Source organism: Enterobacter sp. Y17, from assembly GCF_019730495.1.
GTDB lineage: Bacteria > Pseudomonadota > Gammaproteobacteria > Enterobacterales > Enterobacteriaceae > Enterobacter > Enterobacter asburiae_B.
Map to the genome: position 1 here is coordinate 2830266 of NZ_JAASKP010000001.1, position 22953 is coordinate 2853218.

Below are 22953 nucleotides of genomic sequence, written 5' to 3' on the forward strand. Positions count from 1 at the left end.
CCCTCGCACCAACGAGGCGATATCAAAAATAGTAAGATGACTGTGCGAAGGTGGCGGAATTGGTAGACGCGCTAGCTTCAGGTGTTAGTGTCCTTAGGATGTGGGGGTTCGAGTCCCCCCCCTCGCACCAATTATCTTACATCCCTTCTGAAGTTCCCCTTGTTTTTCCCTGTTATTTCAAACTCATCAGTATCACCAGAATTCCACTGACCAGTGCTACGCATGATGGCAGTAAAACAAAGTGGCGAAGCTGCTTATGCCAGATCATGCCTGACGTGACTAACAGTCCTGACACAATGATCGCTTTCCAGGTATCAAGGGAGAGATCGGCAAACATCAACCCGCCGAGAATGGCTCCCGGTAGCAATACCCCCCAACCACTGCCAAGCGCCCTGTTCAACATGATCTGCCCTCTCACAACGATAATGATAACCAATATCATATGACACAGATTATCATTTGTCAGCTGAATGAATCAAAATCCATCGACCTTTACCTTTCCCGTAATGACAGGAATTGCCTAAGGTGATAAATTGCACACCTGTTAACAACATCTAAAGATTTTCTGATAATTACTCTTTGAGTTTTTTGCATGTTTTATTGCGAAACAGCACCTACTTATTTGTTTTAATTAAATTTTAATAAAAACGCACGACTATGACATCACAATCCTGGCGGTCTTTGGTTCACAGAAAATATCAATTGTCGTTACGTTTATTTTTATTTCTGAACGCAACCTCGGCAGTGTTCTCGGTAACAAATCCGCTCAATTCTGTACGCCTGTTATCTGCCCCACTTATTGCTATTTTCTCCATCAGCACCGGCCTGTTCGTCTGGCACTGGAGAAAGCGCGCGCGGAAGATAAATATTCCCGTTGTTTCAGGTATCTTCGGTATTTTGTGGGCCTGGCAAATTGAGTCTAAATTCGCCTTAATTACCCACGACCACGCGACGTATTTGTTAATCGCTCTATTAACGGTACTTTTTATCGGAACGCTGGCATTCGCGAGTAATATCAAAGCATTTACGCTGCACTCATTGCCCACCTTTATTGTCTGCCTGTGGCTAAGCGATCACGATATATGGCTGAGAATGACCTATTCTTTCGCACTTCCTGTGGTGGCAATTGCTATTCATAACATTTTGCAAACGCGTAACGACCGTTTCGCTCAGGAATTGCTCTCGCGCCTGTTGGAAGAGCGAGAAACCCTTACCGATCTCAGCATGATGGACCCGCTTACCGGGCTCTATAATCGTCGCGGTCTGCAAAGCCGTCTGGAGAACCTGCCGACGGTAGAAAATGGCGAGCACTTTGTCCTGCTGATAGATATCGATCACTTCAAAGCCTATAACGACCATTATGGCCATATGATGGGCGACCAGGCGCTGAAGCGCGTCTCTGCGGCAATCCGCGACGCCGTGCGTTCTCGCGATATTGTGGCGCGTTTTGGCGGAGAAGAGTTCATGGTGCTGCTGACCAATATTTCACTCGAACATGCTCGCCAGACGGCCGAGCGGATCCGTCAGAAAGTCTACGATTTGAAAATTCCGCATCTGTTTAACGAGAGTGTCGCGACAAACGTCACCATCAGCATTGGTATTGCTATTTTCGAGGATGAAGACGTGGAAGGCGCGCTGGAAAAAGCGGACAAAGCCCTCTACGAAGCAAAGCATATGGGGCGCAATAACATTCTGTTAAGTGAAGAGCTGCAGACGGCATAAACATCACGGCGGTGTCTTAAAGACAAAAGTCTTGCCATTGATATGAGCAATAGTTAGGATTGGCAATCATTATCATTTAGATTTCTATCTATACTATGGCTACGCATACCGCACACATCGTCGAGCCCCTCCTCTGGCGAGCGCCCCTCACCAGCGGGAATGCTTCGCTTGCGGATGCCATACGGGATAAGATTGCGGAGACGCGCGCCCACCTGCTGGATTTTATCCGCCTTGATGAAGCGCACCCGAACCACGCCATGACGCTCTCAGAGTGGCGTCAACCGACAAAACTGCAGTCGCTGTTGGCCACCTATTCCGACCATATCTATCGCAATCAGCCCACTCTTACGCGGGAAAATAAACCACTGCTCTCTCTTTGGGCGCAGTGGTATATCGGGTTGATGGTGCCTCCCCTCATGCTGGCGCTGTTAACCCAGAAGAGCATGCTGGAACTCTCGCCGGATAATTTCCACGTCGAGTTTCACGAAACCGGGCGCGCAGCCTGTTTCTGGATTGATCTGCACGAAGATCAGAACGCGGAACGCCTGACGGCTCAGGAACGCATGGAGCAGCTTATCACCCAGGCCCTGATCCCGGTCGTGGACGCGCTTGAAGCGACGGGAGAGATTAACGCGAAGCTTATCTGGAGCAATACGGGCTATTTAATCCACTGGTATTTAACGGAAATGAAGCCTCTGCTTGGTGATGAGAACGTTGATGCCCTGCGTCAGTCCTGTTTCTTTGCAAAACAGCTTTCCGATAGCCGTGACAACCCGTTATTCCGTACCGTCGTGCTCCGTGATGGGCTTCTGGTTCGCCGCACATGCTGCCAGCGCTATCGCCTGCCAGACGTTAAGCAGTGCGGGGATTGCACGCTGAAATAATCGGCCACGGCCTGATGCCCTCACCCTGCCCCTCTCCCACAGGGAGAGGGAACAAACACTAAAAACGGCAACCTGAGTTGCCGTTTTGCTTTAACCTAAGCCACCTGCTGATTGTCCTCTTCCGCGTTACGCTGTGCTTCTTCCGCTTCCTGCTCCAGCAGCTGTTTCTCGTACACTTTGAAGAACGGGAAGTAGATGATTGCCGATACGCAGGCCAGGACCACAACCAGAATAGCCGCGCGGAAATCCCAGCCCAGAGCCCACGCTGCGCCTATTGGCGCCGGTGCCGTCCAGGGAACCACTGAGATGACGCGGCCAATCAGGTCAAACGTCATCGCCGCCCAGGCCAGCACGGCATTTACCATCGGTGCCAGCAGGAACGGAATAAAGAACACCGGGTTCATCACGATTGGCGTACCGAAGATAACGGGTTCATTGATGTTGAAGAAGCTGGGTACCACGCTCAAACGCCCGATAGAGCGTAAATGCGCTGAACGGCTACGCAGATAGCAAATCACCAGCCCCATCGTGGCGCCCGACCCGCCAATCACGATAAAGAACGTCCAGAACGCCTCCATAAAAATATGCGGCAGAGGCTGACTGGCGGCCAGCGCGGTCTGGTTCGCACCCAGGTTAGTCAGCCAGAACATCTGCAGCATCCCGGAGACGATGGCGGCTCCGTGGATCCCGGCGAACCACAGCAGATGACCAATCAACACGGCCAGCAGGATCGCAGGCAGGGAATCCGCTGCGGAAACCAGAGGTTTAAAGACCGACATAATGGCCTGCGGGATCAGCATGCCGAACTGAGACTGAATGAGCAGGCTCAGAGGATAAAGCGTCAACACCACTACCATCACCGGGATGAGCAGATCAAAAGAGTTTTTGATCATCGGAGGAACCTGGTCCGGCAGGCGAATACCGATGTTATGGGCCTTGAGGAAACGCATCATCTCAACGCAGTAGATCGCCACCAGAATCGCGGTAAAAATGCCCGTCCCACCCAGGCTATCGACAGGCAGCGTGCCTTTGGTTTTCGGTGCCGCGACCAGCAGAAACGCCATCAGCGACAGCATGGCGCACATAAACGGGTCTAACTGGTGTGATTTGACATAGTGTTTGCCAAGGTTATAGGCGATGGCCGCACAGATATAAATGGACATAATGCCCATCGTCATATCAAACGGCGTCAGGATCTGGCCTTCAAACTGCTTCGCCATATCCAGCCAGGCTCGGGCGAAACCCCAGGTGGTATCCGGCGAAAACGGCGGGTATGCGAACACTAACAGAAACGAGCCCACAATCATAAATGGCATCGCAGAGATAAACCCATCACGGATAGCCATGACATGACGCTGGGAAGAGATCCGCCCGGCAATCGGGCTGACGTAATTTTCAACAAAACGGAATATCAGGTTAAACGCAGCATGGTTGGCAGACATGGCAGATCTCCTGTCAGACGTTTGTTACGGGCGCATTTGCGCCGCACGTTGTTCCATAAATCACCTTCACAACCTTGCTGGCTTGTGTACCAGTGGTACTGCTCAGACGGAATGGTTTCATAATTTGCTCTTATTATTGGATACAGGGGACGTTACGTACTCAGTATTAATCGATGCATCACGCTCTGCAACCGGTTACTGTAACCGGTTTCCGTGATTGTGAAGAGGATCCAGAAATCAGCCGTTCGGGATATTTGTTACTGAAGAGATATTTACAGAGCATAAATTCTTATGACAGATTACGCAGGATATTTGTCAGGAGGAAACAATGAGTTTGCAGTCTGTACAGCAGTTTTTTGCCGACAACGCGCCGGATATAGACGTCATTGAACTTAGTCAGAGTACCGCTACCGTTGCGTTGGCTGCTGCCGCCCATCGTGTTGAACCGGGGCAAATCGCCAAGACCTTGTCATTAAAGGTGAAAAATGAGGTGATATTGGTGGTGGCGAAAGGCGATGCGCGCCTGGATAACAAAAAGCTGAAAGATACGTTTGGTGCAAAAGCGCGCATGCTCAGCAGTGATGAAGTGGTGACCATCACCGGTCACCCCGTTGGCGGCGTGTGCCCGTTCGGCCTTGAAAACCCGCTCGCGGTTTACTGCGATATCTCATTAAAGCAGTACGCCGAAGTTCTGCCCGCAGCAGGCGCAATTCACAGTGCCGTGCGTATTTCACCTGACAGAATGGCAGAGCTGACTTCCGCAAAATGGGTTGATGTTTGCATCTGATTGATGCGCCAGAGCCTGTCTGGCGCGCAACAGACAGGTTATAAAAAAGTCGGCTTGCTGAGTATCGAACTTCGCGGTTCTCTTGCCGAAAGGTGGGTAATAATATCCGCCGCATCGAGCAGCCCTACGTCAGAGTTCACCCCCAGCTTGACCATCGCATTAAACTTATGCGCCCGGATGGTCTTAATATTGCGTTCAAGCTGTGCCGCGATTTGAGGAATGGAATAGCCGCAAGACATATAACGCAATATTGCCCGTTCCGTTGGGCTTAACATTCTGCTTTGACTCTGGTACCAGTGATTCATCATATTGTCATTGATGCGCAGGGTTTCGCTCAGCAACACCATGAGTTCCTTCTGCAGGAGCTCAAGCTTCAGCGATTTACTGACCACACCGTGAAGGCGTGACGGGGAAAGATGGCTAATCAATCTTGCTTCCATCTCATCAGCGACCAGGATAATGCGCTGGATGTGGCCATGCGTAAAGGCAAAATCCCGCAGGTGCGCCAGGCAGCTACGACGGTCGTCTCGTGCATCGGAATATGAATAGATCAGCGAGAAAAAATTGACGTGCTGAAGTGCTTTCTGAAAGCTGTCAAATTCACTAAACAGATGCAGTTGATAATGATTCAGGCCGGGCATCGCAAAAAGATGCTGCAGCCCAACAGCACTCATCGTGCAATTTTCGACGATGGCGATATGTCTTGTTGAATCGGTTTTTTCCATTCCTCGAACTCTCCATAGGCTGACATCAAACTCAGCTCTCGCATTCCCTGTGTACTGTTTATCCAGGCGTACATATCGGCATTACTGCGTAATGACAGCCGTCGCATCGCACTGTTTTTCTGTGCACTGACGGTTTTATTGCTCTTCTTGAGCAATGTGGCGATTTGGTTAATCCCCCATCCTTTACCTAACAGCCGCAATACTTTGCGTTCGGAGTGCGTAAGGGCAATAACGTTTTCGTCTTCATCCCCCGTACTTTGAGGTTCAGGGGCTAACAACGTCTGGCTTACCCGCTCTGCGCGTTCGCTACCTGCCCGAATAGCGTTCACCAGGCCTTCAATGGGTTCCATATCAGAAAGCAACGTACTTTCCGGGCGCACAAGTAGCTCAACGGCAATAGGGTTAAGCGGCCGCGAAACTAAAAAGATCCAGTGAATGTTCCGGTATTGATTCAATAAATTGAAATACTCTTCGAGCGCGCCCCGAGGATTCCAGTATTCGCCTGTAATATCGGCAATGATGACGTCAGCGCGGCGTAGCTGGAGCAGTGTTAACTCCTGCAATGAGCTGCAATAGGTCAATTCAAAATCGGGGAAATGGCGAGTCATTACGCCCCCCAACCCGTTTTGCATGACCGGTATCCGGCTAATGATAACGCTATGCTTACCGTGCAAAGACAACATAGACCCTCCATGTCCATTCTTCATGTGATGAGTAACGTTAAAATGCATCAACGTATGAGTATTTTCGTCCCTGAGTGTAAAGCAGGTTAATACAAGCAGAAGATGAGATGTATTCTTAGTTTAAGAAATACCTAAACAGCAGTAATATCTCACAAAGCGAAATTAAATTTAATTGCAGTGTCATTAAAATAACTACAATATAAAATTAGAATAACTAAATATATATAACTTATCTTTTAATAATTATAATTCACCAGAATGATGAATTAATCCCAACCCCTTCCGCACGTAGGGGCTGCAACTGTTTGCATAAACCTTGATCTGGCCCACAGCAAGAGGCACTGCACTTTGTGCTAAAAGTAATCGCTATAGGCCAACCGGCAACTTTCCACCTTCTTCAGGACAATACATGCAGGCAGATCGGTCAACGCAGCGTGCTATCACGCGGCTATGTATTCAGTGCGGTCTTTTTCTGCTCCAGCACGGCGCGGAAAGCGCGCTGGTTGAGGAGCTTTCCACCCGGCTGGGACTGGCGCTGGGTATGGATAGCGTTGAAAGCGCTATTTCATCTAACGCCATCGTGCTGACCACGATCAAAGACGGCCAGTGCCTGACCTCCACCCGCAAAAACCATGATCGCGGCATTAACATGCATGTCGTGACCGAAGTGCAGCACATCGTCATCCTTGCTGAACATAAGCTTCTCGATCTTCGGGAGATTGAAAAACGGTTCAGCCAAATTAAGCCATTGCGTTATCCGCGCTGGCTTGTCGTGGTGATGGTAGGGCTGTCTTGCGCCTGCTTTTGTAAGCTCAACAAAGGCGGCTGGGACGGCGCGATCGTCACCTTTTTCGCCAGCAGTATCGCCATGTATGTTCGCCAGCTGCTGACGCACCGGCAGCTGCATCCGCAAATTAACTTCTGCATTACCGCGTTTGTCGCCACCACGGTTTCCGGCCTGCTGCTGCGCCTGCCGCAGTTTGCCACTACCCCGACGATTGCCATGGCCGCCAGCGTGCTTCTGCTTGTTCCGGGCTTTCCGTTGATCAACGCCGTTGCCGACATGTTTAAAGGACACATCAATACCGGTCTGGCACGCTGGGCTATTGCCAGCCTGCTGACGCTGGCGACCTGCATCGGCGTTGTGATGGCCATGACACTCTGGGGGTTACGCGGATGGGCGTGATAGATTTTCTGCTGGCGCTGGCACAGGACATGCTTCTGGCCGCCATTCCTGCCGTCGGCTTTGCGATGGTGTTTAACGTTCCGCAACGCGCTCTGCGATGGTGTGCGCTGCTGGGCGCGATTGGTCATGGCTCGCGAATGGTGATGATGACCGCAGGATTTAACATCGAATGGTCGACATTTATGGCCTCCATGCTGGTTGGCAGTATCGGCATCCAGTGGTCGCGCTGGTATCTGGCGCATCCCAAGGTGTTCACCGTCGCCGCCGTGATCCCAATGTTTCCAGGCATATCTGCCTATACGGCAATGATTTCCGCGGTGAAAATCAGCCATTTTGGCTACACCGAGCCTCAGATGATCCTCCTCCTGAGCAACTTTCTTAAGGCGTCGTCCATCGTCGGCGCGCTCTCTATCGGGCTGTCGATCCCCGGGCTGTGGCTGTACCGCAAACGCCCACGCGTTTGATATTTGTGTTATTTCGCTGCCATGGAGATAATCTTTCTCGTCCGTTTGGTGAAAATAAGGAAAGGATGTGGCTAACCCTGGCAGCGAACACCCCGAGCACAGCGAAGAATCCAGCCTGAAAGAGAAAATTTTTCAGAGCGCCATCGCGCTTTTTGCCGAGTATGGATTGAACGGTGCCCGCATGGAGCAGATCGCGGAGAAAGCGGGTACCACCAAACGCATGGTGGTTTATCATTTTAAGAATAAAGAGAATCTCTATCTTCTGGTTCTGGAACATGTTTACACCCAGATTCGCGCCAGTGAAAAAGCGCTAAGCCTGGCAGGAATGCCCCCCGTCGAAGCGCTGGTCAATCTGGTTGAAGCCACCTTTGACTATCATGCCGACCACCCGGACTACATCCGGATTATCTGCATGGAAAACATGCAGCGCGGCCGCTTTATGCAGCAGTCGAGCTATCTGCGCCAGGTTAACCGTAGCGCGCTCGACCTGCTGGAGGGCATCCTGCACCGGGGCAAAGAAAAACAGCTCTTCAGCCAGACGGTTGACGCCCGCGATCTTCACCGCCTGATAAGCAGCTTCAGCTTTCACTACGTTGCCAACAGCTATACCTTCACGCTCCTGTTTGAAGACGGGGCGGACGAACAGGCTCAGCGCCAGCACTACCGCAAAATGGCCGTTCAGGTGGCGCTCCGCTACACCTGCCCATAAAATTGCTTGCAATTAAATCGCACACTACCTATATTCATCTCATGAACGCGAAAACGAACGACGCAACCGCTGCGCTCAAGCTGGATAACCAGCTCTGCTTTGCACTCTATTCGGCAAATCTGGCGCTTAATAAGCTGTACCGGCAACTGCTGGCACCGCTGAACCTGACTTACCCGCAATATCTGGTGATGCTGGTGCTGTGGGAGCAGGATGACGTCACGGTGTCGGACATCGGCGAACGCCTGTTTCTGGACTCTGCAACCCTGACGCCGCTGTTAAAACGGCTGGAAAGCGGTGGGTTAATCAACCGCCACCGTTCGCGCAAAGACGAACGTCAGGTCGCCGTCACCCTGAGTGAAGCGGGACGTGAACTTCAGCAGCAGGCATTGGGTATTCCCCATGCGGTGGGTTGCGCAGCGCAGTGTGATACCGACACTTTGCTGGCGCTCAAACAGCAGCTCGAACTTTTGCGACAACAGCTACACCGCGCGTAAAGCTATACTTTACGCGTGATTATCACCCATATATATCGCACGCTATTTAATAGCACACATTAAAGCAAGATGAGGAACCTGCCATGTCTTTAGAAAAAGTAGTGTATACCGCCAAAGCAAAAGCAACCGGTGGCCGTGACGGCCGCGCGACCTCTTCCGATGGCGTACTGGACGTAAAACTGGGCGTGCCAAAAGAGATGGGCGGCATGGGCGGAGAAGTGACGAACCCTGAGCAGCTATTTGCTGCGGGCTACTCTGCCTGCTTCCTGGGCGCGATGAAGTTCGTGGCCGCACGCGACAAATTTACCCTGCCAAAAGATGCCTTTATTGAAGGCGAAGTGGGTATTGGCCCGCTGCCAACCGGTTTTGGTATCGAAGCAAAACTGAACATCCACGTTGAGGGTATGGATCCCGCGGAAGCCAAAAAGCTGGTCGATGCGGCGCACATTGTTTGCCCGTACTCTAACGCGACCCGCGGCAACATCGACGTGACCCTGAACATCATCGCGTGATAAATACCTGATGGCGCTGCGCTTTTCAGGCCTACGACCGTAGCCCCGGTAAGCGCAGCGCCACCGGGGAAATCCCCTCCTTCCCTTTCCTCTCTCTGTGCTACCATAAGCCCATATCACGCCCGTAGTAATCAGTAGAGTAAGCGTTATGTCCTCCAGAATTCTGACCACCAGCATTGCTGGCATTGATGCCTTTATGCGCGACCCACTCGGTGTGTTGACCCATGCTGAAGGCGGCACGGTTGCGGTTTTTGCCGACAACGCGCCGGCGTTCTACGCAATCACGCCGGAACGCCTGGCAAAGCTTCTGGAGATTGAAGCGCAACTGTCACGCCCGGCGAGCGATATCACGCTGGACAACCAGTTCTTTGATGAACCGGTTAACGTCCCCGTGACCGTTCCGATGGGAAAATTTGCCCTGTACGCGGGCTGGCAGCCGGATGCGGATTTTCAGCGGCAGGCCGCGCTGTGGGGCATTGCGCTAACCCAGCCGGCCACCGCGGAAGAGCTCGCCGCGTTTACCGCCTGGTGGCAGGCGGAAGGTAAAGTCTTCACCCATATTCAATGGCAGCAAAAGCTCGCGCGTCATCTTCAAATTACCCGCGCCGGCAACAACGGCCAGCCCAAACGCGATATCAACGCGTTTTCCGAACCGGATAAACAGATCCCCAGCGGATTCCGAGGTGCGAAATGAAGAACGTCGGCGACCTGATGAAACGTCTGCAAAAAATGATGCCTGCCAACGTGAAGCCCGCTTTCACCACGGGTGAAGAGCTGCTGGCGTGGCAAAAAGAGCAAGGTGAGATCCGCGCCGCCGCGCTCGCCAGGGAAAACCGGGCGATGAAAATGCAGCGCACCTTTAACCGTTCCGGTATCCGTCCCCTGCACCAGAACTGCTCGTTCGATAACTATAAAGTCGAAACCAACGGACAAATGAACGCCCTTGCCGCCGCCCGTCAGTACGTGGATGAATTCGACGGCAATATCGCCAGCTTTATCTTTAGCGGCAAGCCGGGTACCGGAAAAAACCACCTTGCAGCCGCCATCTGCAACGAGCTGCTTCTGCGGGGTAAATCAGTTCTTATCATCACCGTGGCCGATATCATGTCCGCGATGAAAGACACCTTCAGCAACCGCGAAACCAGCGAAGAGCAATTGCTCAACGATCTGAGCAATGTCGATTTACTGGTCATCGACGAGATTGGCGTTCAGACAGAATCCCGCTATGAAAAAGTGATCATCAACCAGATTGTCGACCGCCGCTCCTCGTCCAAACGCCCCACCGGCATGCTGACGAACCACAATATCGACGAGATGACCCGCCTGCTGGGTGAACGCGTCATGGACCGCATGAAGCTGGGTAATAGTCTTTATGTCATCTTCGACTGGGAAAGTTACCGCAGCCGCGTTACCGGCAAAGAGTATTAAGACAGTTCCAGGAATCGCTGCCAGGGCACAGGTATATACTGGAACCCCTTCGGCCCAAAACGGACCTTTTTGAGAGAGCCATGATGAAAAAACAGATTCTAATCAGCACCTTTTTAGGCGCGCTGCTGGTAACCGGCGCAGCGCAAGCGGCGTCCTGGCAGGAGTCCCTGTCAAGCGCGGCAAATGAGCTGACCAAAGAGAGCAGCAGCTCTCAGGGTGGACTCTCCGCCTCTTCCCTCACCAGCCTGCTGGGCAACAGCTCTCAGAGCCTTAGCGCGGGCACGATGAACAACGCGGCGGGGATTCTGGAATATTGCGCGAAGCAAAAGCTGGCCTCAGTGACCGACGCGAAAAACGTGAAAAACCAGGTGCTGGGTAAACTGGGTCTGGATACCCAGGAGCAAAAAGCGGACACCAACTATATGGACGGCATTCAGGGCCTGCTTAACGCGCAAAACGGGCAGCAGCTTAACCTGAGCACCCTCGGCAACTCTTCTCTGGCAAAACAGGTGAAAACCAAAGCCTGCGATCTGGTGCTGAAACAAGGCGTTAATTTCATCTCCTGATCCACCCCTTTTTCTGCCACAACACGCCGCGTTTAATGCGATAGTCTTGCAACGCGGCGCTAAACGAACGTTTTTCCCACCTGCCACCGTCTCAGCGTCCGTTTGTCAGGATGCGACCTTCTTCATAAAAACGATTTTCTAAACCAAATCCTAACAACAGCACACTTTCGTGACACTAAAATTGCAGCTTAACGACATCGCAATTACATTGTATGACCCAAAAAATAAACAGTTAGCCAGCGAAGCACCTGGCGTCATGAGGATATGCTGTTGTCAGAATTCATGTCTCTTATCCTTTTTCTGGCTTCTGTCGGCGTTTACGCCTGGAAAGCCGGCCGTCACACCTGGTGGTTTATCGCCACGCTGGTGGTACTCGGCATTTTTATTATTTTAAACATTACCTTATACGCCAGCGACTACTTTACCGGTGACGGTATTAACGATGCGGTGCTCTACACGCTGACGAACAGCCTGACGGGCGCGGGCGTGGGCAAATACATTCTTCCGGGGCTCGGCCTTATCGTCGCGCTGGTGACGATTTTTGGCGCGCTGGCCTGGGTGCTGCGTCGACGTCGCCATCTTCCGCACCATCATGGCTACAGCCTGCTGGCGTTATTCCTGGCGCTGGCCTCCGTCGACGCCAGCCCGGCGTTCCATCAGATCACCGAGCTGGTGAAATCCCAGTCGCGCGACGGCGATCCGGATTTCGCGGCTTACTACAAAGAACCGTCCAAAACGATCGCCAGCCCGAAGCTCAACCTGGTCTACATCTACGGTGAAAGCCTGGAACGCACGTACTTTGATAACGATGCCTTCCCGAACCTGACGCCAGACCTGGGCGCGTTGAAAAACGAAGGGCTCGACTTCAGCCACACCATGCAGCTGCCGGGTACGGATTATACGATTGCCGGGATGGTTGCCTCCCAGTGCGGTATCCCGCTGTTCGCGCCTTTTGAAGGTAACGCCTCAGCCTCGATGTCGACGTTCTTCCCCCAGAATATTTGCCTCGGCGATATTCTGAAAAACTCCGGCTACGAAAACTATTTCGTGCAGGGGGCAAACCTGCGCTTTGCCGGAAAAGACGTGTTCCTGAAATCCCACGGTTTTGACCACCTGTATGGCTCAGAAGAGTTAAAAACGACGGTTGCCGATCCGAGCTACCGTAACGACTGGGGCTTCTATGACGATACGGTACTTGACGAAACCTGGAAGAAATTCGAGGAGCTTTCCCGCGCGGGCAAGCGTTTCTCCCTCTTTGCGCTGACGGTGGACACCCACCATCCGGACGGGTTCGTCTCACGCAGCTGCAAACGCAAAAGCTATGACGTGGACGGCAAAAACAACACGTCTTTCAGCGCCGTGACCTGCAGTCAGGAGCACATTGCCGCGCTGGTCGAGAAAATCAAAGCCTCGCCCTGGTTTAAAAACACGGTCATCGTCGTTTCGTCTGACCATCTGGCGATGAAAAACAGCGCCTGGGATCGGCTCAACAAGCAGGATCGCAGCAACCTGTTCTTCGTCCTGCGCGGCGACCAGCCGCAGCAGGAGGTCATCGCCACCAAACGCAACTCCATGGATAACGGCGCAACCGTGCTGGACATTCTGGGCGGCGACAACTTTATTGGCCTGGGCCGCAGCACGCTGTCGGGACAATCCCTGTCGGAAGTGTTCCTCAACATGAAGGATAAAATCCTCGCCTGGAAGCCAGACATCATCCGCCTGTGGAACTTCCCGAAAGAGATGAAGGACTTCACCGTCGATCGGGATAAAAACACGATTGCCTTCTCGGGCAGCAGCTTCCGTCTGCCGCTGCTGGTGCGCGTGTCGGCGGGGCGCGTCGAGCCGCTGCCGGAAAGTGAATATTCCGCGCCGCTGCGCTATCAGCTGGCCGATTTTGCCCCACGCGATAATTTCGTCTGGGTCGACAGATGTTACAAAATGGGCCAGCTCTGGTCGCAGCCGCTGGCGCTTTCTACCAACTGGTGCGTCTCTCAGGGTCAGCTCGGCGGGGAGCAAACCGTACAGCACGTGGATAAAGCCCAGTGGAAAGGCAAAACCGCGTTTAACGATACGGTGATTGATACCGCGCGCTATCAGCGTAACGTCGACATGCTGAAAATCAGCGATAACGACATTCGCTACAAAGCGGACAGCTTTATCTTTAACGTGGCCGGCGCGCCCGAGGAAGTGAAGCAGTTTAGCGGCATCTCGCGTCCGGAGTCCTGGGGGCGCTGGTCCAACGCGCAGCTGGGCAACGAGGTGAAAATTGAATACGCCCATCCCCTGCCGGAACAATTCGACCTGGTGATCACCGCCAGAGCGTATGGCCCCAACGCTAACAAGCCCGTACCGGTTCGCGTGGGCAGCCAGGAGCAGATGCTGACGCTCGGGAACGACGTGAGCACGCACACGCTGCATTTTGAGAACCCATCGCGCAGCAATACCCTGGTGATCGTGCCGCCGGATCCGCAGTCCACCAATGAAGGGAATATTCTCGGCCATTCACCGCGCGAGCTCGGCATTGGCATGGTCGAAATTAAAATTGTGAGTCGCGCAGGCTAATGGTCGACCTTAACCTCACCGTCCGCCCCACGCGTCCCGGCGACGTTGCCTTCCTGCCCGCCATTGAACGTGCGGCGGGCGAGCGCTTTCGTGAAAGCCCGGATCTCGCCTGGCTTGCCGACGGTGAGGTCATTTCCGCTGAGCAGCACCTGGAATATGCCGAACGTGGGCTAAGCTGGCTGGCGCTGGCGAACGGCCAGCCCGTCGGGTTTATCCTCGCCGAGGCACACCCTTCATCACTGTTTATTGTCGAACTCTCGGTTGATCTGGACTGGCAGGGAAAAGGGATCGGCAGGCAACTCATCGCCTGCGTGGCAGACCATGCCCGCACGCTGGGGCTGGCGTCGCTGACGTTGACGACGTTCAGGGACGTACCGTGGAACGCGCCGTTCTATGCAAAGCTGGGGTTTGAATACGTAGCTGAACTCACGCCTGAACTGCGTGAAAAACGTGAAGAAGAAGCAGCGCACGGCTTAGCGTATAACTCCCGCTGTGCCATGCGTCTGCCGCTTTGATATCGCCCGGTGGCGCTTCGCTTACCGGGCCTGCAACAACCTTCCGTAGGCCGGGTAAGGCGTAGCCGCCACCCGGCACAACGCACCGGGTTAGAACGTTTCCCAGTTATCGCCTGAATCGGCCGTCGCGGTTTTACGCGCCATCACCGGCGTGGAAACCGCTTTAGCCGCAGCGAATTCGCGCGCTTTCATCTGCTCCTGCTGAATGCGGAACACCGCCACGGCCTGAGTCAGACGGCTCGCCTGCTCTTCCAGGGCGGCCGCCGCTGCGGCAGATTCTTCAACCAGCGAGGCGTTCTGCTGGGTCACGCGATCCATCTCAGCGACCGCCAGACCCACCTGGTCGATACCGCGGCTCTGCTCGTCAGACGCAGAGGCGATTTCACCCATGATGTCCGTTACGCGGGTCACCGCGTTCACGATCTCACCCATGGTTTCACCGGCGCTTTCTACCAGCGTTGAGCCCACTTCCACGCGGCCCACGGAGTCTTCAATCAGGCTCTTGATTTCGCGAGCCGCCTGGGCGCTGCGCTGGGCCAGGTTACGCACTTCACCTGCCACCACCGCAAAACCACGGCCCTGCTCGCCCGCACGCGCCGCTTCTACCGCCGCGTTCAGTGCCAGAATGTTGGTCTGGAAGGCAATGCCGTCGATCACGCTGATAATGTCGGCAATTTTCTGCGAACTGCCCGCGATATCGCGCATAGTCTGGACCACGTTATCCACCACTTTGCCGCCTTTCTGCGCGGTTTCAGAGGCGCTCAGCGCAAGGTGGCTCGCCTGACGGGCGTTTTCGGCGTTCTGCTTAACGGTTGCCGTCAGCTGCTCCATGCTGGCAGCGGTCTCTTCCAGGGAAGCGGCCTGCTGTTCAGTACGGGAAGAGAGGTCGTTATTGCCCATCGCAATTTCGCTCGCGCCGCTGTAGATCGCGTTCGCGCCGTTACGCACGTCGCCAACGGTACGCACCAGCTCACTCTGCATATGGCGCAGCGAGTCGGCCAGTTCACCCATCTCGTTGGTGCCCTGAACCTCAATGCGCTTCACCAGGTCGCCGCTTGCGATATGGCGAATGTTGTCGATCAGTCGATTCAGCGGAGAGATCAGCGTCTGCTTGATGTTGAGCCAGACGGCCACGATCACCACCAGCACGGCAATCAGAACGCTGATCAGCACCCAGATAGCCTGGCTGTAGGAGCTGTTGCTGTCTTCGACCGCCGTCTGATACAGCTTGTCGTTCTGCTGCAGGTAGCTCACATACTGCTTCTCAAAACCGTCCTGATAACTCTGGGTCGGCTGGTCGAAGAAGGCGTTGATTTTGCCGGCACCCAGCAGCTGAATCAGCTCCGCCAGCGCACCGTGGTAAATATCATAGTTACGCTTGATCTCCATGGCATCCGCATCGCTTTGACGCGGATCGCGCGGCAGGGCTTCGTAGGCAGCCCAGTTTTTTTCCGCCTGTTTCAGAGACGTAGACGCGATTTGCATCAAATCGTTAACGGTCGCGCCGCTGCCGATATTGCTCTGATCCATCATGTAGCGGATACCCGCACGGTTCAGGGTATTACGGGTTTGCAGCAACGCGACCCAGCTGGCATTCAGCGTGGATTGTTGCTGGCGAATGGTTTGCAGGACGGTGAAATTCTCTTTGTCATTCTTAAGGGCATTAAAGAAAAGACCACCGGACGTGAGTTGTAAAAGGCCAAATATCGCTAAAACCAGCATTAAGCTGGTGACAATCTTGATACGGTTTAACATGTTTTCTCTTTCCTCAGACAGATACAGAATTTTCGGCCTGGAAAGGGAAAACTTTACGAAAATCATCCTGGAATTTGTGGTTTTTACTCTTCTTCCCGCGCTGCGTTATGCCGGTTTCCGAGTTCAATAAACTCTTCCAGCAGCGCCGTCAGCTGTTTCATCTTCTCCGGCGTGTATTCCGCCTCGATCTGCTGATACGCCTCTTCGACCTGCGCCTGGGCGTGTTCATACAGCGTATTCCCCTCTTTGGTCAGCGACACGTACAGCTTGCGCTGGTCGTTCACCGGCTTTAAGCGCAGCACCAGGCCGTCGCGCTCCATGCGCGTCAGGATGCCGGTCAGGCTCGGGCGAAGGATGCAGGTGCGAAACGCCAGATCGTGAAAATCCATCGACGGATGTTCAGCCAGCACGCGCACGATGCGCCACTGCTGCTCGGTCAGGTTATGGCGCTTCACGATCGGGCGGAAGTACGACATCGCCGCTTCCCGCGCCTGCAGCAGCGCGATGGTTAATGAATCATGCATAGCCTTTCCCCTTCCCATCATTAACAAGTAAACAATCCCTAAAAGATGTTTTTATAAACAACACGTTTTCCGTCAAAAAGTCTAACAGAAACCCATCAATTTTATTAAGCATATGATTTTATTATCAATAAAACCCCATATGTAAATTTATTGTTATTCACATCACAAATATTTCACTTCTGATTGCGAAATAAACAGCAAAAGCATAAAACCAGATCATTAACATATTAATGAAATCACAACCCGGACCACCGGGGTGAGGAGTATATGAATGAAAGGTACCGTTTTTGCCGTCGCCCTCAACCATCAAAGCCAGCGTGAAGCCTGGCGTGAGGCCTTTGAAAAAGCGCCCTACAACACGCCGCCGAAAACAGCGGTGTGGTTTATCAAACCGCATAACACGGTGATCCGCGCGGGCGAGCCGATCCCCTTCCCGCACGGGGAAACGGTATTAAGCGGCGCGACGGTGGCGCTGGTCGTGGGCAAAACCGCCAGCAAGGTTCGCGTGGAGGACGCCGCGGAGTACATCGCGGGATATGCGCTCGCCAACGAGGTGAGCCTGCCGGAAGAGAGCTTCTACCGCCCGGCCATCAAGGCCAAATGCCGGGACGGATTTTGCCCGCTCGGCGAACTGGTCGCCGTGGATAACGTGGATAACCTGACCATCATCACCGAGATCAACGGCCGCGAAGCGGACCACTGGAACACGGCCGATCTTCAGCGCAGCGCCGCCGAACTGCTGAGCGCCCTGAGCGAGTTCGCCACCCTCAATCCCGGCGATGCGATCCTGCTCGGCACCCCGCAAAGCCGCGTGGAGATCCGCCCGGGCGATCGCGTGCGCGTTCTGGCGGAAGGTTTTCCGCCGCTGGAAAACCCGGTGGTAGATGAACGCGATGTCGCTTTCACGCACAGCACGCCGCCGCACGCCACGCTGTTTGCCCTCGGTCTGAACTATGCCGACCACGCCAGCGAGCTGGACTTTAAGCCGCCAACCGAGCCGCTGGTATTTATCAAAGCGCCAAACACCTTCAACGGCGACGGCCAGACGTCGGTGCGCCCGAACAATATCGAATACATGCATTACGAAGCGGAGCTGGTGGTGGTCATCGGCAAAACCGCGCGTAAGGTCAGCGAAGCCGAGGCGATGGACTACGTGGCTGGCTATACGGTCTGCAACGACTACGCCATCCGCGACTACCTGGAAAACTACTACCGACCGAACCTGAGGGTGAAAAGCCGGGACGGGCTGACCCCCATTTCCCCAAACATCGTGCCAAAAGAAGCCATCCCCGATCCGCACAACCTCACCCTGCGCACCTTCGTCAACGGCGAGCTGCGGCAGGAAGGCACCACCGCCGATCTCATTTTCAGCATCCCGTACCTGATTGCGTACCTGAGCGATTTTATGACCCTGCAGCCGGGCGACATGATTGCCACCGGCACGCCGAAGGGGCTGTCCGACGTGGTGCCGGGCGATGAAGTGGTGGTGGAAGTGGAAGGCGTGGGACGCCTGGTGAACCGGATTGTCAGCGAGGAGACTGCAAAATGAAAAAGATTAACCACTGGATCAACGGTAAAAACGTCGCCGGAAGCGAGTACTTCCACACTACCAACCCGGCCTCCGGCGAGGTATTAGCGGAAGTCGCCGCCGGCGATGAAGCTGAAGTTCACCAGGCCGTCGCTGCCGCCAAAGAGGCGTTCCCGAAATGGGCCAACCTGCCGATGAAGGAGCGCGCACGCCTGATGCGTCGTCTGGGTGACCTGATCGACCAGAACGTGCCCGAGATCGCCGCCATGGAAACCGCCGACACCGGCCTGCCGATCCACCAGACCAAAAACGTGCTCATTCCGCGCGCCTCGCACAACTTCGAGTTCTTCGCCGAGGTGTGCCAGCAGATGAACGGCAAAACCTACCCGGTCGACGACAAGATGCTCAACTACACCCTGGTGCAGCCGGTGGGCGTCTGCGCGCTGGTGTCGCCGTGGAACGTGCCGTTTATGACCGCCACCTGGAAGGTCGCGCCGTGCCTGGCACTCGGAAACACCGCGGTGCTGAAGATGTCTGAACTCTCCCCGCTGACCGCCGACCGTCTGGGCGAGCTGGCGCTGGAGGCGGGCATTCCGGCGGGCGTGCTCAACGTGGTGCAGGGCTACGGCGCGACGGCAGGCGACGCGCTGGTGCGCCATCACGACGTACGCGCCGTCTCCTTCACCGGCGGCACCGCCACCGGGCGCAACATCATGAAAAACGCCGGGCTGAAGAAATACTCCATGGAGCTGGGCGGCAAGTCCCCGGTGCTGATTTTTGAAGATGCCGACATAGAGCGCGCGCTGGACGCCGCCCTGTTCACCATCTTCTCCATCAACGGCGAGCGCTGCACCGCCGGCTCGCGCATCTTCATCCAGCAGAGCATCTACCCGGAATTCGTGAAGCGCTTTGCCGAGCGCGCCAACCGCCTGCGCGTGGGCGACCCGACCGATCCGAACACCCAGATCGGCGCACTCATCAGCAAGCAGCACTGGGAGAAAGTCTCCGGCTACATCCGCCTCGGCATTGAAGAGGGTGCGACCCTGCTGGCGGGCGGCCCGGACAAACCGACCGATCTGCCTGCACACCTGAAGGGCGGCAACTTTCTGCGACCAACCGTGCTGGCGGACGTCGATAACCGCATGCGCGTGGCGCAGGAAGAAATCTTCGGGCCGGTGGCCTGCCTGCTGCCGTTTAAGGACGAAGCGGAAGGCCTGCGGCTGGCCAACGACGTGGAGTACGGCCTGGCGTCATACATCTGGACCCAGGACGTCAGCAAAGTGCTGCGCCTGGCGCGGAATATCGAAGCGGGGATGGTGTTCGTCAACACCCAGAACGTGCGCGACCTGCGCCAGCCGTTTGGCGGCGTGAAGGCCTCCGGCACCGGCCGCGAGGGCGGTGAGTACAGCTTCGAGGTGTTCGCGGAGATGAAGAACGTCTGCATCTCCATGGGCGACCATCCGATTCCAAAGTGGGGGATCTGACCATGGGTAAATTAGCGTTAGCGGCAAAAATCACCCACGTTCCGTCGATGTACCTCTCCGAGCTGCCGGGGAAAAACCACGGCTGCCGCCAGTCGGCCATCGACGGGCATAAAGAAATCAGCAAGCGCTGCCGCGAGCTGGGCGTGGACACCATCATCGTGTTCGACACCCACTGGCTGGTGAACAGCGCGTACCACATCAACTGTGCGGACCATTTTGCGGGCGTCTACACCAGCAACGAGCTGCCGCATTTTATCCGCGACATGACCTACGACTACGACGGCAACCCGGCGCTCGGCCAGCTGATTGCCGACGAGGCGGTGAAGCTCGGCGTGCGCGCCAAAGCGCACAACATCCCGAGCCTAAAGCTGGAGTACGGCACGCTGGTGCCGATGCGCTACATGAACGCGGATAAACACTTCAAAGTGGTCTCCATCTCGGCGTTCTGCACGGTCCACGACTTCGCCGACAGCCGCAGGCTGGGCGAGGCCATCGTCAGCGCCATCGAAAAATACGACGGCACCGTGGCGGTGTTCGCCAGCGGCTCGCTGTCGCACCGCTTTATCGACGACCAGCGCGCGGAAGAAGGGATGAACAGCTACACCCGCGAGTTCGACCGCCAGATGGACGAGCGCGTGGTGAAGCTGTGGCGCGAGGGGCAGTTCAAAGAGTTTTGCAGCATGCTGCCGGAGTACGCCGACTACTGCTACGGCGAGGGCAACATGCACGACACGGTGATGCTGCTGGGGATGCTCGGCTGGGACAAATACGACGGCAAGGTGGAGTTCCTCACCGAGCTGTTCGCCAGCTCCGGCACCGGCCAGGTTAACGCCGTTTTCCCGCTGCCCGCGTAAGGAGCCACCATGCCGCACTTTATTGCTGAATGTACCGACAACATCCGCGAGCAGGCCGACCTGCCGGGGCTGTTCGCCAAAGTGAACGAGGCGCTCGCCGCCACGGGCATCTTCCCCATCGGCGGCATCCGCAGCCGCGCCCACTGGCTGGACACCTGGCAGATGGCCGACGGCAGGCACGATTACGCCTTTGTGCATATGACGCTGAAGATTGGCGCCGGGCGCAGCCTGGAGAGCCGGGAAGCCGTGGGGGAAATGCTGTTTGCGCTGATCAAAACGCACTTCTCGGCGCTAATGGCGAGCCGCTATCTGGCGCTGTCGTTCGAGCTCGAGGAGCTGCATCCGACGCTCAATTACAAACAAAACAACGTGCACGCGTTGTTTAAGTAATACCGTCCCCTCTCCCTTTGGGAGAGGGTTAGGGTGAGGGGAAATCTCTGCGGCCTGATGCCCTCACCCCGTCCCTCTCCCACGGGGAGAGGGAGAAAACAAACGTAAAACAGGATATCGCCATGCTCGACAAACATACCCATACCCTGATCGCCCATCGTCTGCATCAGGCGGAACAGTCCCGGGAGCAGATCCGCCAGATCTCCCTTGACTACCCGACGATCACCATCGACGACGCCTACGCCGTACAGCGCGAATGGGTCAGCCTGAAGATTGCCGAAGGCCGCGTGCTGAAGGGCCACAAGATCGGCCTGACCTCCAAAGCGATGCAGGCCAGCTCGCAGATTAGCGAACCGGACTACGGCGCGCTGCTGGACGACATGTTCTTCCACGACGGCAGCGACATCCCGGTCGATCGCTTCATCGTCCCGCGCATCGAAGTGGAGCTGGCGTTCGTGCTGGCAAAACCGCTGCGCGGCCCGAACTGCACGATCTTCGACGTCTACAACGCCACGGACTACGTGATCCCCGCGCTGGAGCTGATCGACGCCCGCTGCCACAACGTTGACCCGGAAACCCAGCGCCCGCGCAAGGTGTTTGACACCATCTCCGATAACGCCGCCAACGCGGGGGTGATCCTCGGCGGCCGTCCGATTAAGCCCGACGAGCTGGATCTGCGCTGGATCTCCGCCCTGCTCTACCGCAACGGCGTGATCGAAGAGACCGGCGTCGCCGCAGGCGTGCTTAACCACCCGGCGAACGGCGTGGCGTGGCTGGCGAACAAGCTGGCACCGTACGACGTGCAGCTTGAGCCCGGCCAGATTATTCTCGGCGGCTCGTTTACCCGCCCGGTGCCCGCCAGCAGAGGCGACACCTTCCACGTCGACTACGGCAACATGGGCTCCATCAGCTGCCGCTTTGTGTAAGGAGACAACCATGCAAAACGCATTCAAAGCGGCGCTGAAGGCGGGCCGCCCGCAAATCGGTTTATGGCTGGGGCTCACCAGCAGCTACAGCGCCGAGCTGCTGGCCGGGGTAGGCTTCGACTGGCTGCTGATCGACGGCGAGCACGCGCCGAACAGCGTGCAAACCGTGTTAACCCAATTACAGGCCATCGCGCCCTATCCCAGCCAGCCGGTGGTGCGCCCGTCGTGGAACGACCCGGTGCAGATAAAACAGTTGCTGGACGTGGGCGCGCAAACCCTGCTGGTGCCGATGGTGCAAAACGCCGACGAAGCGCGGCTGGCGGTACGTGCCACCCGCTACCCGCCCGCGGGCATTCGCGGGGTCGGAAGCGCCCTGGCGCGCGCCTCGCGCTGGAACCGCATCCCGGATTACCTGCAGCAGGCCAACGACGCCATGTGCGTGCTGGTGCAGATTGAAACCCGCGAGGCGCTAAAAAATCTGCCGCAGATCCTGGACGTGGAAGGCGTCGACGGCGTGTTTATCGGCCCGGCGGATCTGAGCGCCGACATGGGCTTTGCCGGCAATCCGCAGCACCCGGAGGTGCAGGCCGCCATCGAGCAGGCTATCGCGCAAATCCTCAGCGCGGGCAAAGCGCCCGGCATCCTGATGGCGAACGAGCCGCTGGCGAAACGCTACCTCGAGCTTGGCGCGCTGTTTGTCGCCGTCGGCGTCGACACCACCCTGCTCGCCCGCGGCGCCGAAGCGCTGGCGGCACGCTTTATCGAACAACCGGTTACGTCAGTTAATAACAATAAATCCGTCTACTAAACGTA

Annotated in this window: 25 protein-coding genes and 1 tRNA gene; 20 read left to right on the forward strand and 6 right to left on the reverse strand. The window is 55.7% G+C overall.

Annotation, left to right across the window (positions count from 1 at the left end; all coding sequences use genetic code 11):
• Window positions 1-44: 44 nt before the first annotated feature.
• Window positions 45-130: transfer RNA gene (locus HCH49_RS13300), tRNA-Leu, on the forward strand.
• 42 nt (window positions 131-172) lie between these two features.
• Here the strand turns inward: HCH49_RS13300 and HCH49_RS13305 are convergent.
• Complete coding sequence (locus HCH49_RS13305) at window positions 173-442, reverse strand: DUF1435 domain-containing protein (RefSeq protein ID WP_032660829.1); 270 nt, start codon at window positions 440-442, stop codon at window positions 173-175.
• 215 nt (window positions 443-657) lie between these two features.
• Here HCH49_RS13305 and HCH49_RS13310 point away from each other — a divergent pair, with 215 nt between their 5' ends.
• The gene (locus tag HCH49_RS13310) at window positions 658-1722 is read left to right on the forward strand and encodes a GGDEF domain-containing protein (RefSeq protein WP_221702801.1); all 1065 of its coding nucleotides are present in this window, start codon (window positions 658-660) and stop codon (window positions 1720-1722) included.
• A 95-nt stretch (window positions 1723-1817) separates the two neighbouring features.
• On the forward strand, window positions 1818-2606 hold the full coding sequence (fhuF, locus tag HCH49_RS13315; RefSeq protein ID WP_221702802.1) for a siderophore-iron reductase FhuF: 789 nt from the start codon (window positions 1818-1820) through the stop codon (window positions 2604-2606).
• A gap of 95 nt (window positions 2607-2701) precedes the next feature.
• Here the strand turns inward: fhuF and HCH49_RS13320 are convergent, their stop codons facing one another.
• On the reverse strand, window positions 2702-4048 hold the full coding sequence (locus HCH49_RS13320; protein ID WP_221702803.1) for a PTS sugar transporter subunit IIC: 1347 nt from the start codon (window positions 4046-4048) through the stop codon (window positions 2702-2704).
• 328 nt (window positions 4049-4376) lie between these two features.
• Here HCH49_RS13320 and HCH49_RS13325 point away from each other — a divergent pair, with 328 nt between their 5' ends.
• Complete coding sequence (locus HCH49_RS13325) at window positions 4377-4835, forward strand: YbaK/EbsC family protein (RefSeq protein WP_008502085.1); 459 nt, start codon at window positions 4377-4379, stop codon at window positions 4833-4835.
• A gap of 38 nt (window positions 4836-4873) precedes the next feature.
• Here the strand turns inward: HCH49_RS13325 and bglJ are convergent, their stop codons facing one another.
• Both bglJ and HCH49_RS13335 read right to left on the reverse strand, forming a co-directional pair.
• A complete protein-coding gene (gene bglJ / locus HCH49_RS13330; RefSeq protein ID WP_033144569.1) occupies window positions 4874-5509 on the reverse strand; it encodes a DNA-binding transcriptional activator BglJ in 636 nt (211 codons plus the stop codon).
• The gene (locus HCH49_RS13335; protein ID WP_167818849.1) at window positions 5506-6243 is read right to left on the reverse strand and encodes a response regulator transcription factor; all 738 of its coding nucleotides are present in this window, start codon (window positions 6241-6243) and stop codon (window positions 5506-5508) included. Before HCH49_RS13335 ends, bglJ begins: the two co-directional genes overlap by 4 nt.
• A 409-nt stretch (window positions 6244-6652) precedes the next feature.
• Here HCH49_RS13335 and HCH49_RS13340 point away from each other — a divergent pair, with 409 nt between their 5' ends.
• The 10 genes from HCH49_RS13340 to HCH49_RS13385 all read left to right on the forward strand — a co-directional run bounded on the left by HCH49_RS13340 (window position 6653) and on the right by HCH49_RS13385 (window position 14679).
• A complete protein-coding gene (locus HCH49_RS13340; RefSeq protein WP_023310303.1) occupies window positions 6653-7429 on the forward strand; it encodes a threonine/serine exporter ThrE family protein in 777 nt (258 codons plus the stop codon).
• Complete coding sequence (locus HCH49_RS13345) at window positions 7420-7893, forward strand: threonine/serine exporter (protein ID WP_023310302.1); 474 nt, start codon at window positions 7420-7422, stop codon at window positions 7891-7893. The genes HCH49_RS13340 and HCH49_RS13345 overlap by 10 nt, the downstream gene beginning before the upstream one ends.
• 67 nt (window positions 7894-7960) lie before the next feature.
• On the forward strand, window positions 7961-8602 hold the full coding sequence (locus tag HCH49_RS13350; RefSeq protein WP_023310301.1) for a TetR family transcriptional regulator: 642 nt from the start codon (window positions 7961-7963) through the stop codon (window positions 8600-8602).
• Between the two features lie 41 nt (window positions 8603-8643).
• Window positions 8644-9096, forward strand: coding sequence for a MarR family winged helix-turn-helix transcriptional regulator (locus tag HCH49_RS13355; protein WP_033146484.1), 453 nt, complete (start codon window positions 8644-8646; stop codon window positions 9094-9096).
• A gap of 83 nt (window positions 9097-9179) precedes the next feature.
• Complete coding sequence (locus tag HCH49_RS13360) at window positions 9180-9608, forward strand: organic hydroperoxide resistance protein (RefSeq protein WP_023310299.1); 429 nt, start codon at window positions 9180-9182, stop codon at window positions 9606-9608.
• 148 nt (window positions 9609-9756) lie between these two features.
• Complete coding sequence (gene dnaT, locus HCH49_RS13365; RefSeq protein WP_221702804.1) at window positions 9757-10302, forward strand: primosomal protein DnaT; 546 nt, start codon at window positions 9757-9759, stop codon at window positions 10300-10302.
• Complete coding sequence (gene dnaC / locus HCH49_RS13370; protein WP_023334409.1) at window positions 10299-11036, forward strand: DNA replication protein DnaC; 738 nt, start codon at window positions 10299-10301, stop codon at window positions 11034-11036. The genes dnaT and dnaC overlap by 4 nt, the downstream gene beginning before the upstream one ends.
• Before the next feature lie 83 nt (window positions 11037-11119).
• On the forward strand, window positions 11120-11602 hold the full coding sequence (locus tag HCH49_RS13375) for a DUF2501 domain-containing protein (RefSeq protein WP_072196596.1): 483 nt from the start codon (window positions 11120-11122) through the stop codon (window positions 11600-11602).
• Window positions 11603-11872: 270 nt separating this feature from the next.
• Entirely contained in the window at window positions 11873-14164 is a 2292-nt protein-coding gene (gene opgB, locus HCH49_RS13380; protein ID WP_221702805.1) for a phosphatidylglycerol--membrane-oligosaccharide glycerophosphotransferase, read from the forward strand.
• Entirely contained in the window at window positions 14164-14679 is a 516-nt protein-coding gene (locus HCH49_RS13385) for a GNAT family N-acetyltransferase (protein ID WP_221702806.1), read from the forward strand. The genes opgB and HCH49_RS13385 overlap by 1 nt, the downstream gene beginning before the upstream one ends.
• A gap of 90 nt (window positions 14680-14769) precedes the next feature.
• Here the strand turns inward: HCH49_RS13385 and tsr are convergent, their stop codons facing one another.
• Complete coding sequence (tsr, locus tag HCH49_RS13390; RefSeq protein WP_033146482.1) at window positions 14770-16434, reverse strand: methyl-accepting chemotaxis protein; 1665 nt, start codon at window positions 16432-16434, stop codon at window positions 14770-14772.
• Window positions 16435-16517: 83 nt separating this feature from the next.
• Window positions 16518-16958: a homoprotocatechuate degradation operon regulator HpaR gene (gene hpaR / locus HCH49_RS13395; RefSeq protein ID WP_182072977.1), complete on the reverse strand. Its 441-nt coding sequence runs from the start codon at window positions 16956-16958 to the stop codon at window positions 16518-16520.
• A gap of 271 nt (window positions 16959-17229) precedes the next feature.
• On the opposite strand from hpaR, the gene hpaG reads away from it, so the two are divergent.
• The 6 genes from hpaG (at window position 17230) to hpaI (ending at window position 22948) form a co-directional block, all read left to right on the forward strand.
• Window positions 17230-18507 carry a 4-hydroxyphenylacetate degradation bifunctional isomerase/decarboxylase gene (hpaG, locus tag HCH49_RS13400; protein WP_221702807.1) on the forward strand — a complete coding sequence of 426 codons (1278 nt, stop codon included), beginning with the start codon at window positions 17230-17232 and terminating at the stop codon, window positions 18505-18507.
• Window positions 18504-19970 carry a 5-carboxymethyl-2-hydroxymuconate semialdehyde dehydrogenase gene (gene hpaE, locus HCH49_RS13405; RefSeq protein ID WP_045888121.1) on the forward strand — a complete coding sequence of 489 codons (1467 nt, stop codon included), beginning with the start codon at window positions 18504-18506 and terminating at the stop codon, window positions 19968-19970. The genes hpaG and hpaE overlap by 4 nt, the downstream gene beginning before the upstream one ends.
• A gap of 2 nt (window positions 19971-19972) precedes the next feature.
• A complete protein-coding gene (gene hpaD, locus HCH49_RS13410) occupies window positions 19973-20824 on the forward strand; it encodes a 3,4-dihydroxyphenylacetate 2,3-dioxygenase (RefSeq protein ID WP_221702808.1) in 852 nt (283 codons plus the stop codon).
• 9 nt (window positions 20825-20833) lie between these two features.
• The gene (locus HCH49_RS13415; protein ID WP_087823458.1) at window positions 20834-21214 is read left to right on the forward strand and encodes a 5-carboxymethyl-2-hydroxymuconate Delta-isomerase; all 381 of its coding nucleotides are present in this window, start codon (window positions 20834-20836) and stop codon (window positions 21212-21214) included.
• A gap of 122 nt (window positions 21215-21336) precedes the next feature.
• On the forward strand, window positions 21337-22140 hold the full coding sequence (hpaH, locus tag HCH49_RS13420) for a 2-oxo-hept-4-ene-1,7-dioate hydratase (RefSeq protein ID WP_039262280.1): 804 nt from the start codon (window positions 21337-21339) through the stop codon (window positions 22138-22140).
• 10 nt (window positions 22141-22150) lie between these two features.
• The gene (hpaI, locus tag HCH49_RS13425) at window positions 22151-22948 is read left to right on the forward strand and encodes a 4-hydroxy-2-oxoheptanedioate aldolase (RefSeq protein WP_221702809.1); all 798 of its coding nucleotides are present in this window, start codon (window positions 22151-22153) and stop codon (window positions 22946-22948) included.
• Window positions 22949-22953 lie beyond the last annotated feature (5 nt).

Coding starts and splice junctions, on each gene's coding strand:
- HCH49_RS13305 (WP_032660829.1), bottom strand. CDS start 442: ATGATATTGGTTATCATTATCGTTGTGAGAGGGCAGATCATGTTGAAC.
- HCH49_RS13310 (WP_221702801.1), top strand. CDS start 658: ATGACATCACAATCCTGGCGGTCTTTGGTTCACAGAAAATATCAATTG.
- fhuF (WP_221702802.1), top strand. CDS start 1,818: ATGGCTACGCATACCGCACACATCGTCGAGCCCCTCCTCTGGCGAGCG.
- HCH49_RS13320 (WP_221702803.1), bottom strand. CDS start 4,048: ATGTCTGCCAACCATGCTGCGTTTAACCTGATATTCCGTTTTGTTGAA.
- HCH49_RS13325 (WP_008502085.1), top strand. CDS start 4,377: ATGAGTTTGCAGTCTGTACAGCAGTTTTTTGCCGACAACGCGCCGGAT.
- bglJ (WP_033144569.1), bottom strand. CDS start 5,509: ATGAGTGCTGTTGGGCTGCAGCATCTTTTTGCGATGCCCGGCCTGAAT.
- HCH49_RS13335 (WP_167818849.1), bottom strand. CDS start 6,243: ATGTTGTCTTTGCACGGTAAGCATAGCGTTATCATTAGCCGGATACCG.
- HCH49_RS13340 (WP_023310303.1), top strand. CDS start 6,653: ATGCAGGCAGATCGGTCAACGCAGCGTGCTATCACGCGGCTATGTATT.
- HCH49_RS13345 (WP_023310302.1), top strand. CDS start 7,420: ATGGGCGTGATAGATTTTCTGCTGGCGCTGGCACAGGACATGCTTCTG.
- HCH49_RS13355 (WP_033146484.1), top strand. CDS start 8,644: ATGAACGCGAAAACGAACGACGCAACCGCTGCGCTCAAGCTGGATAAC.
- HCH49_RS13360 (WP_023310299.1), top strand. CDS start 9,180: ATGTCTTTAGAAAAAGTAGTGTATACCGCCAAAGCAAAAGCAACCGGT.
- dnaT (WP_221702804.1), top strand. CDS start 9,757: ATGTCCTCCAGAATTCTGACCACCAGCATTGCTGGCATTGATGCCTTT.
- dnaC (WP_023334409.1), top strand. CDS start 10,299: ATGAAGAACGTCGGCGACCTGATGAAACGTCTGCAAAAAATGATGCCT.
- HCH49_RS13375 (WP_072196596.1), top strand. CDS start 11,120: ATGAAAAAACAGATTCTAATCAGCACCTTTTTAGGCGCGCTGCTGGTA.
- HCH49_RS13385 (WP_221702806.1), top strand. CDS start 14,164: ATGGTCGACCTTAACCTCACCGTCCGCCCCACGCGTCCCGGCGACGTT.
- tsr (WP_033146482.1), bottom strand. CDS start 16,434: ATGTTAAACCGTATCAAGATTGTCACCAGCTTAATGCTGGTTTTAGCG.
- hpaR (WP_182072977.1), bottom strand. CDS start 16,958: ATGCATGATTCATTAACCATCGCGCTGCTGCAGGCGCGGGAAGCGGCG.
- hpaG (WP_221702807.1), top strand. CDS start 17,230: ATGAAAGGTACCGTTTTTGCCGTCGCCCTCAACCATCAAAGCCAGCGT.
- hpaE (WP_045888121.1), top strand. CDS start 18,504: ATGAAAAAGATTAACCACTGGATCAACGGTAAAAACGTCGCCGGAAGC.
- hpaD (WP_221702808.1), top strand. CDS start 19,973: ATGGGTAAATTAGCGTTAGCGGCAAAAATCACCCACGTTCCGTCGATG.
- HCH49_RS13415 (WP_087823458.1), top strand. CDS start 20,834: ATGCCGCACTTTATTGCTGAATGTACCGACAACATCCGCGAGCAGGCC.
- hpaH (WP_039262280.1), top strand. CDS start 21,337: ATGCTCGACAAACATACCCATACCCTGATCGCCCATCGTCTGCATCAG.
- hpaI (WP_221702809.1), top strand. CDS start 22,151: ATGCAAAACGCATTCAAAGCGGCGCTGAAGGCGGGCCGCCCGCAAATC.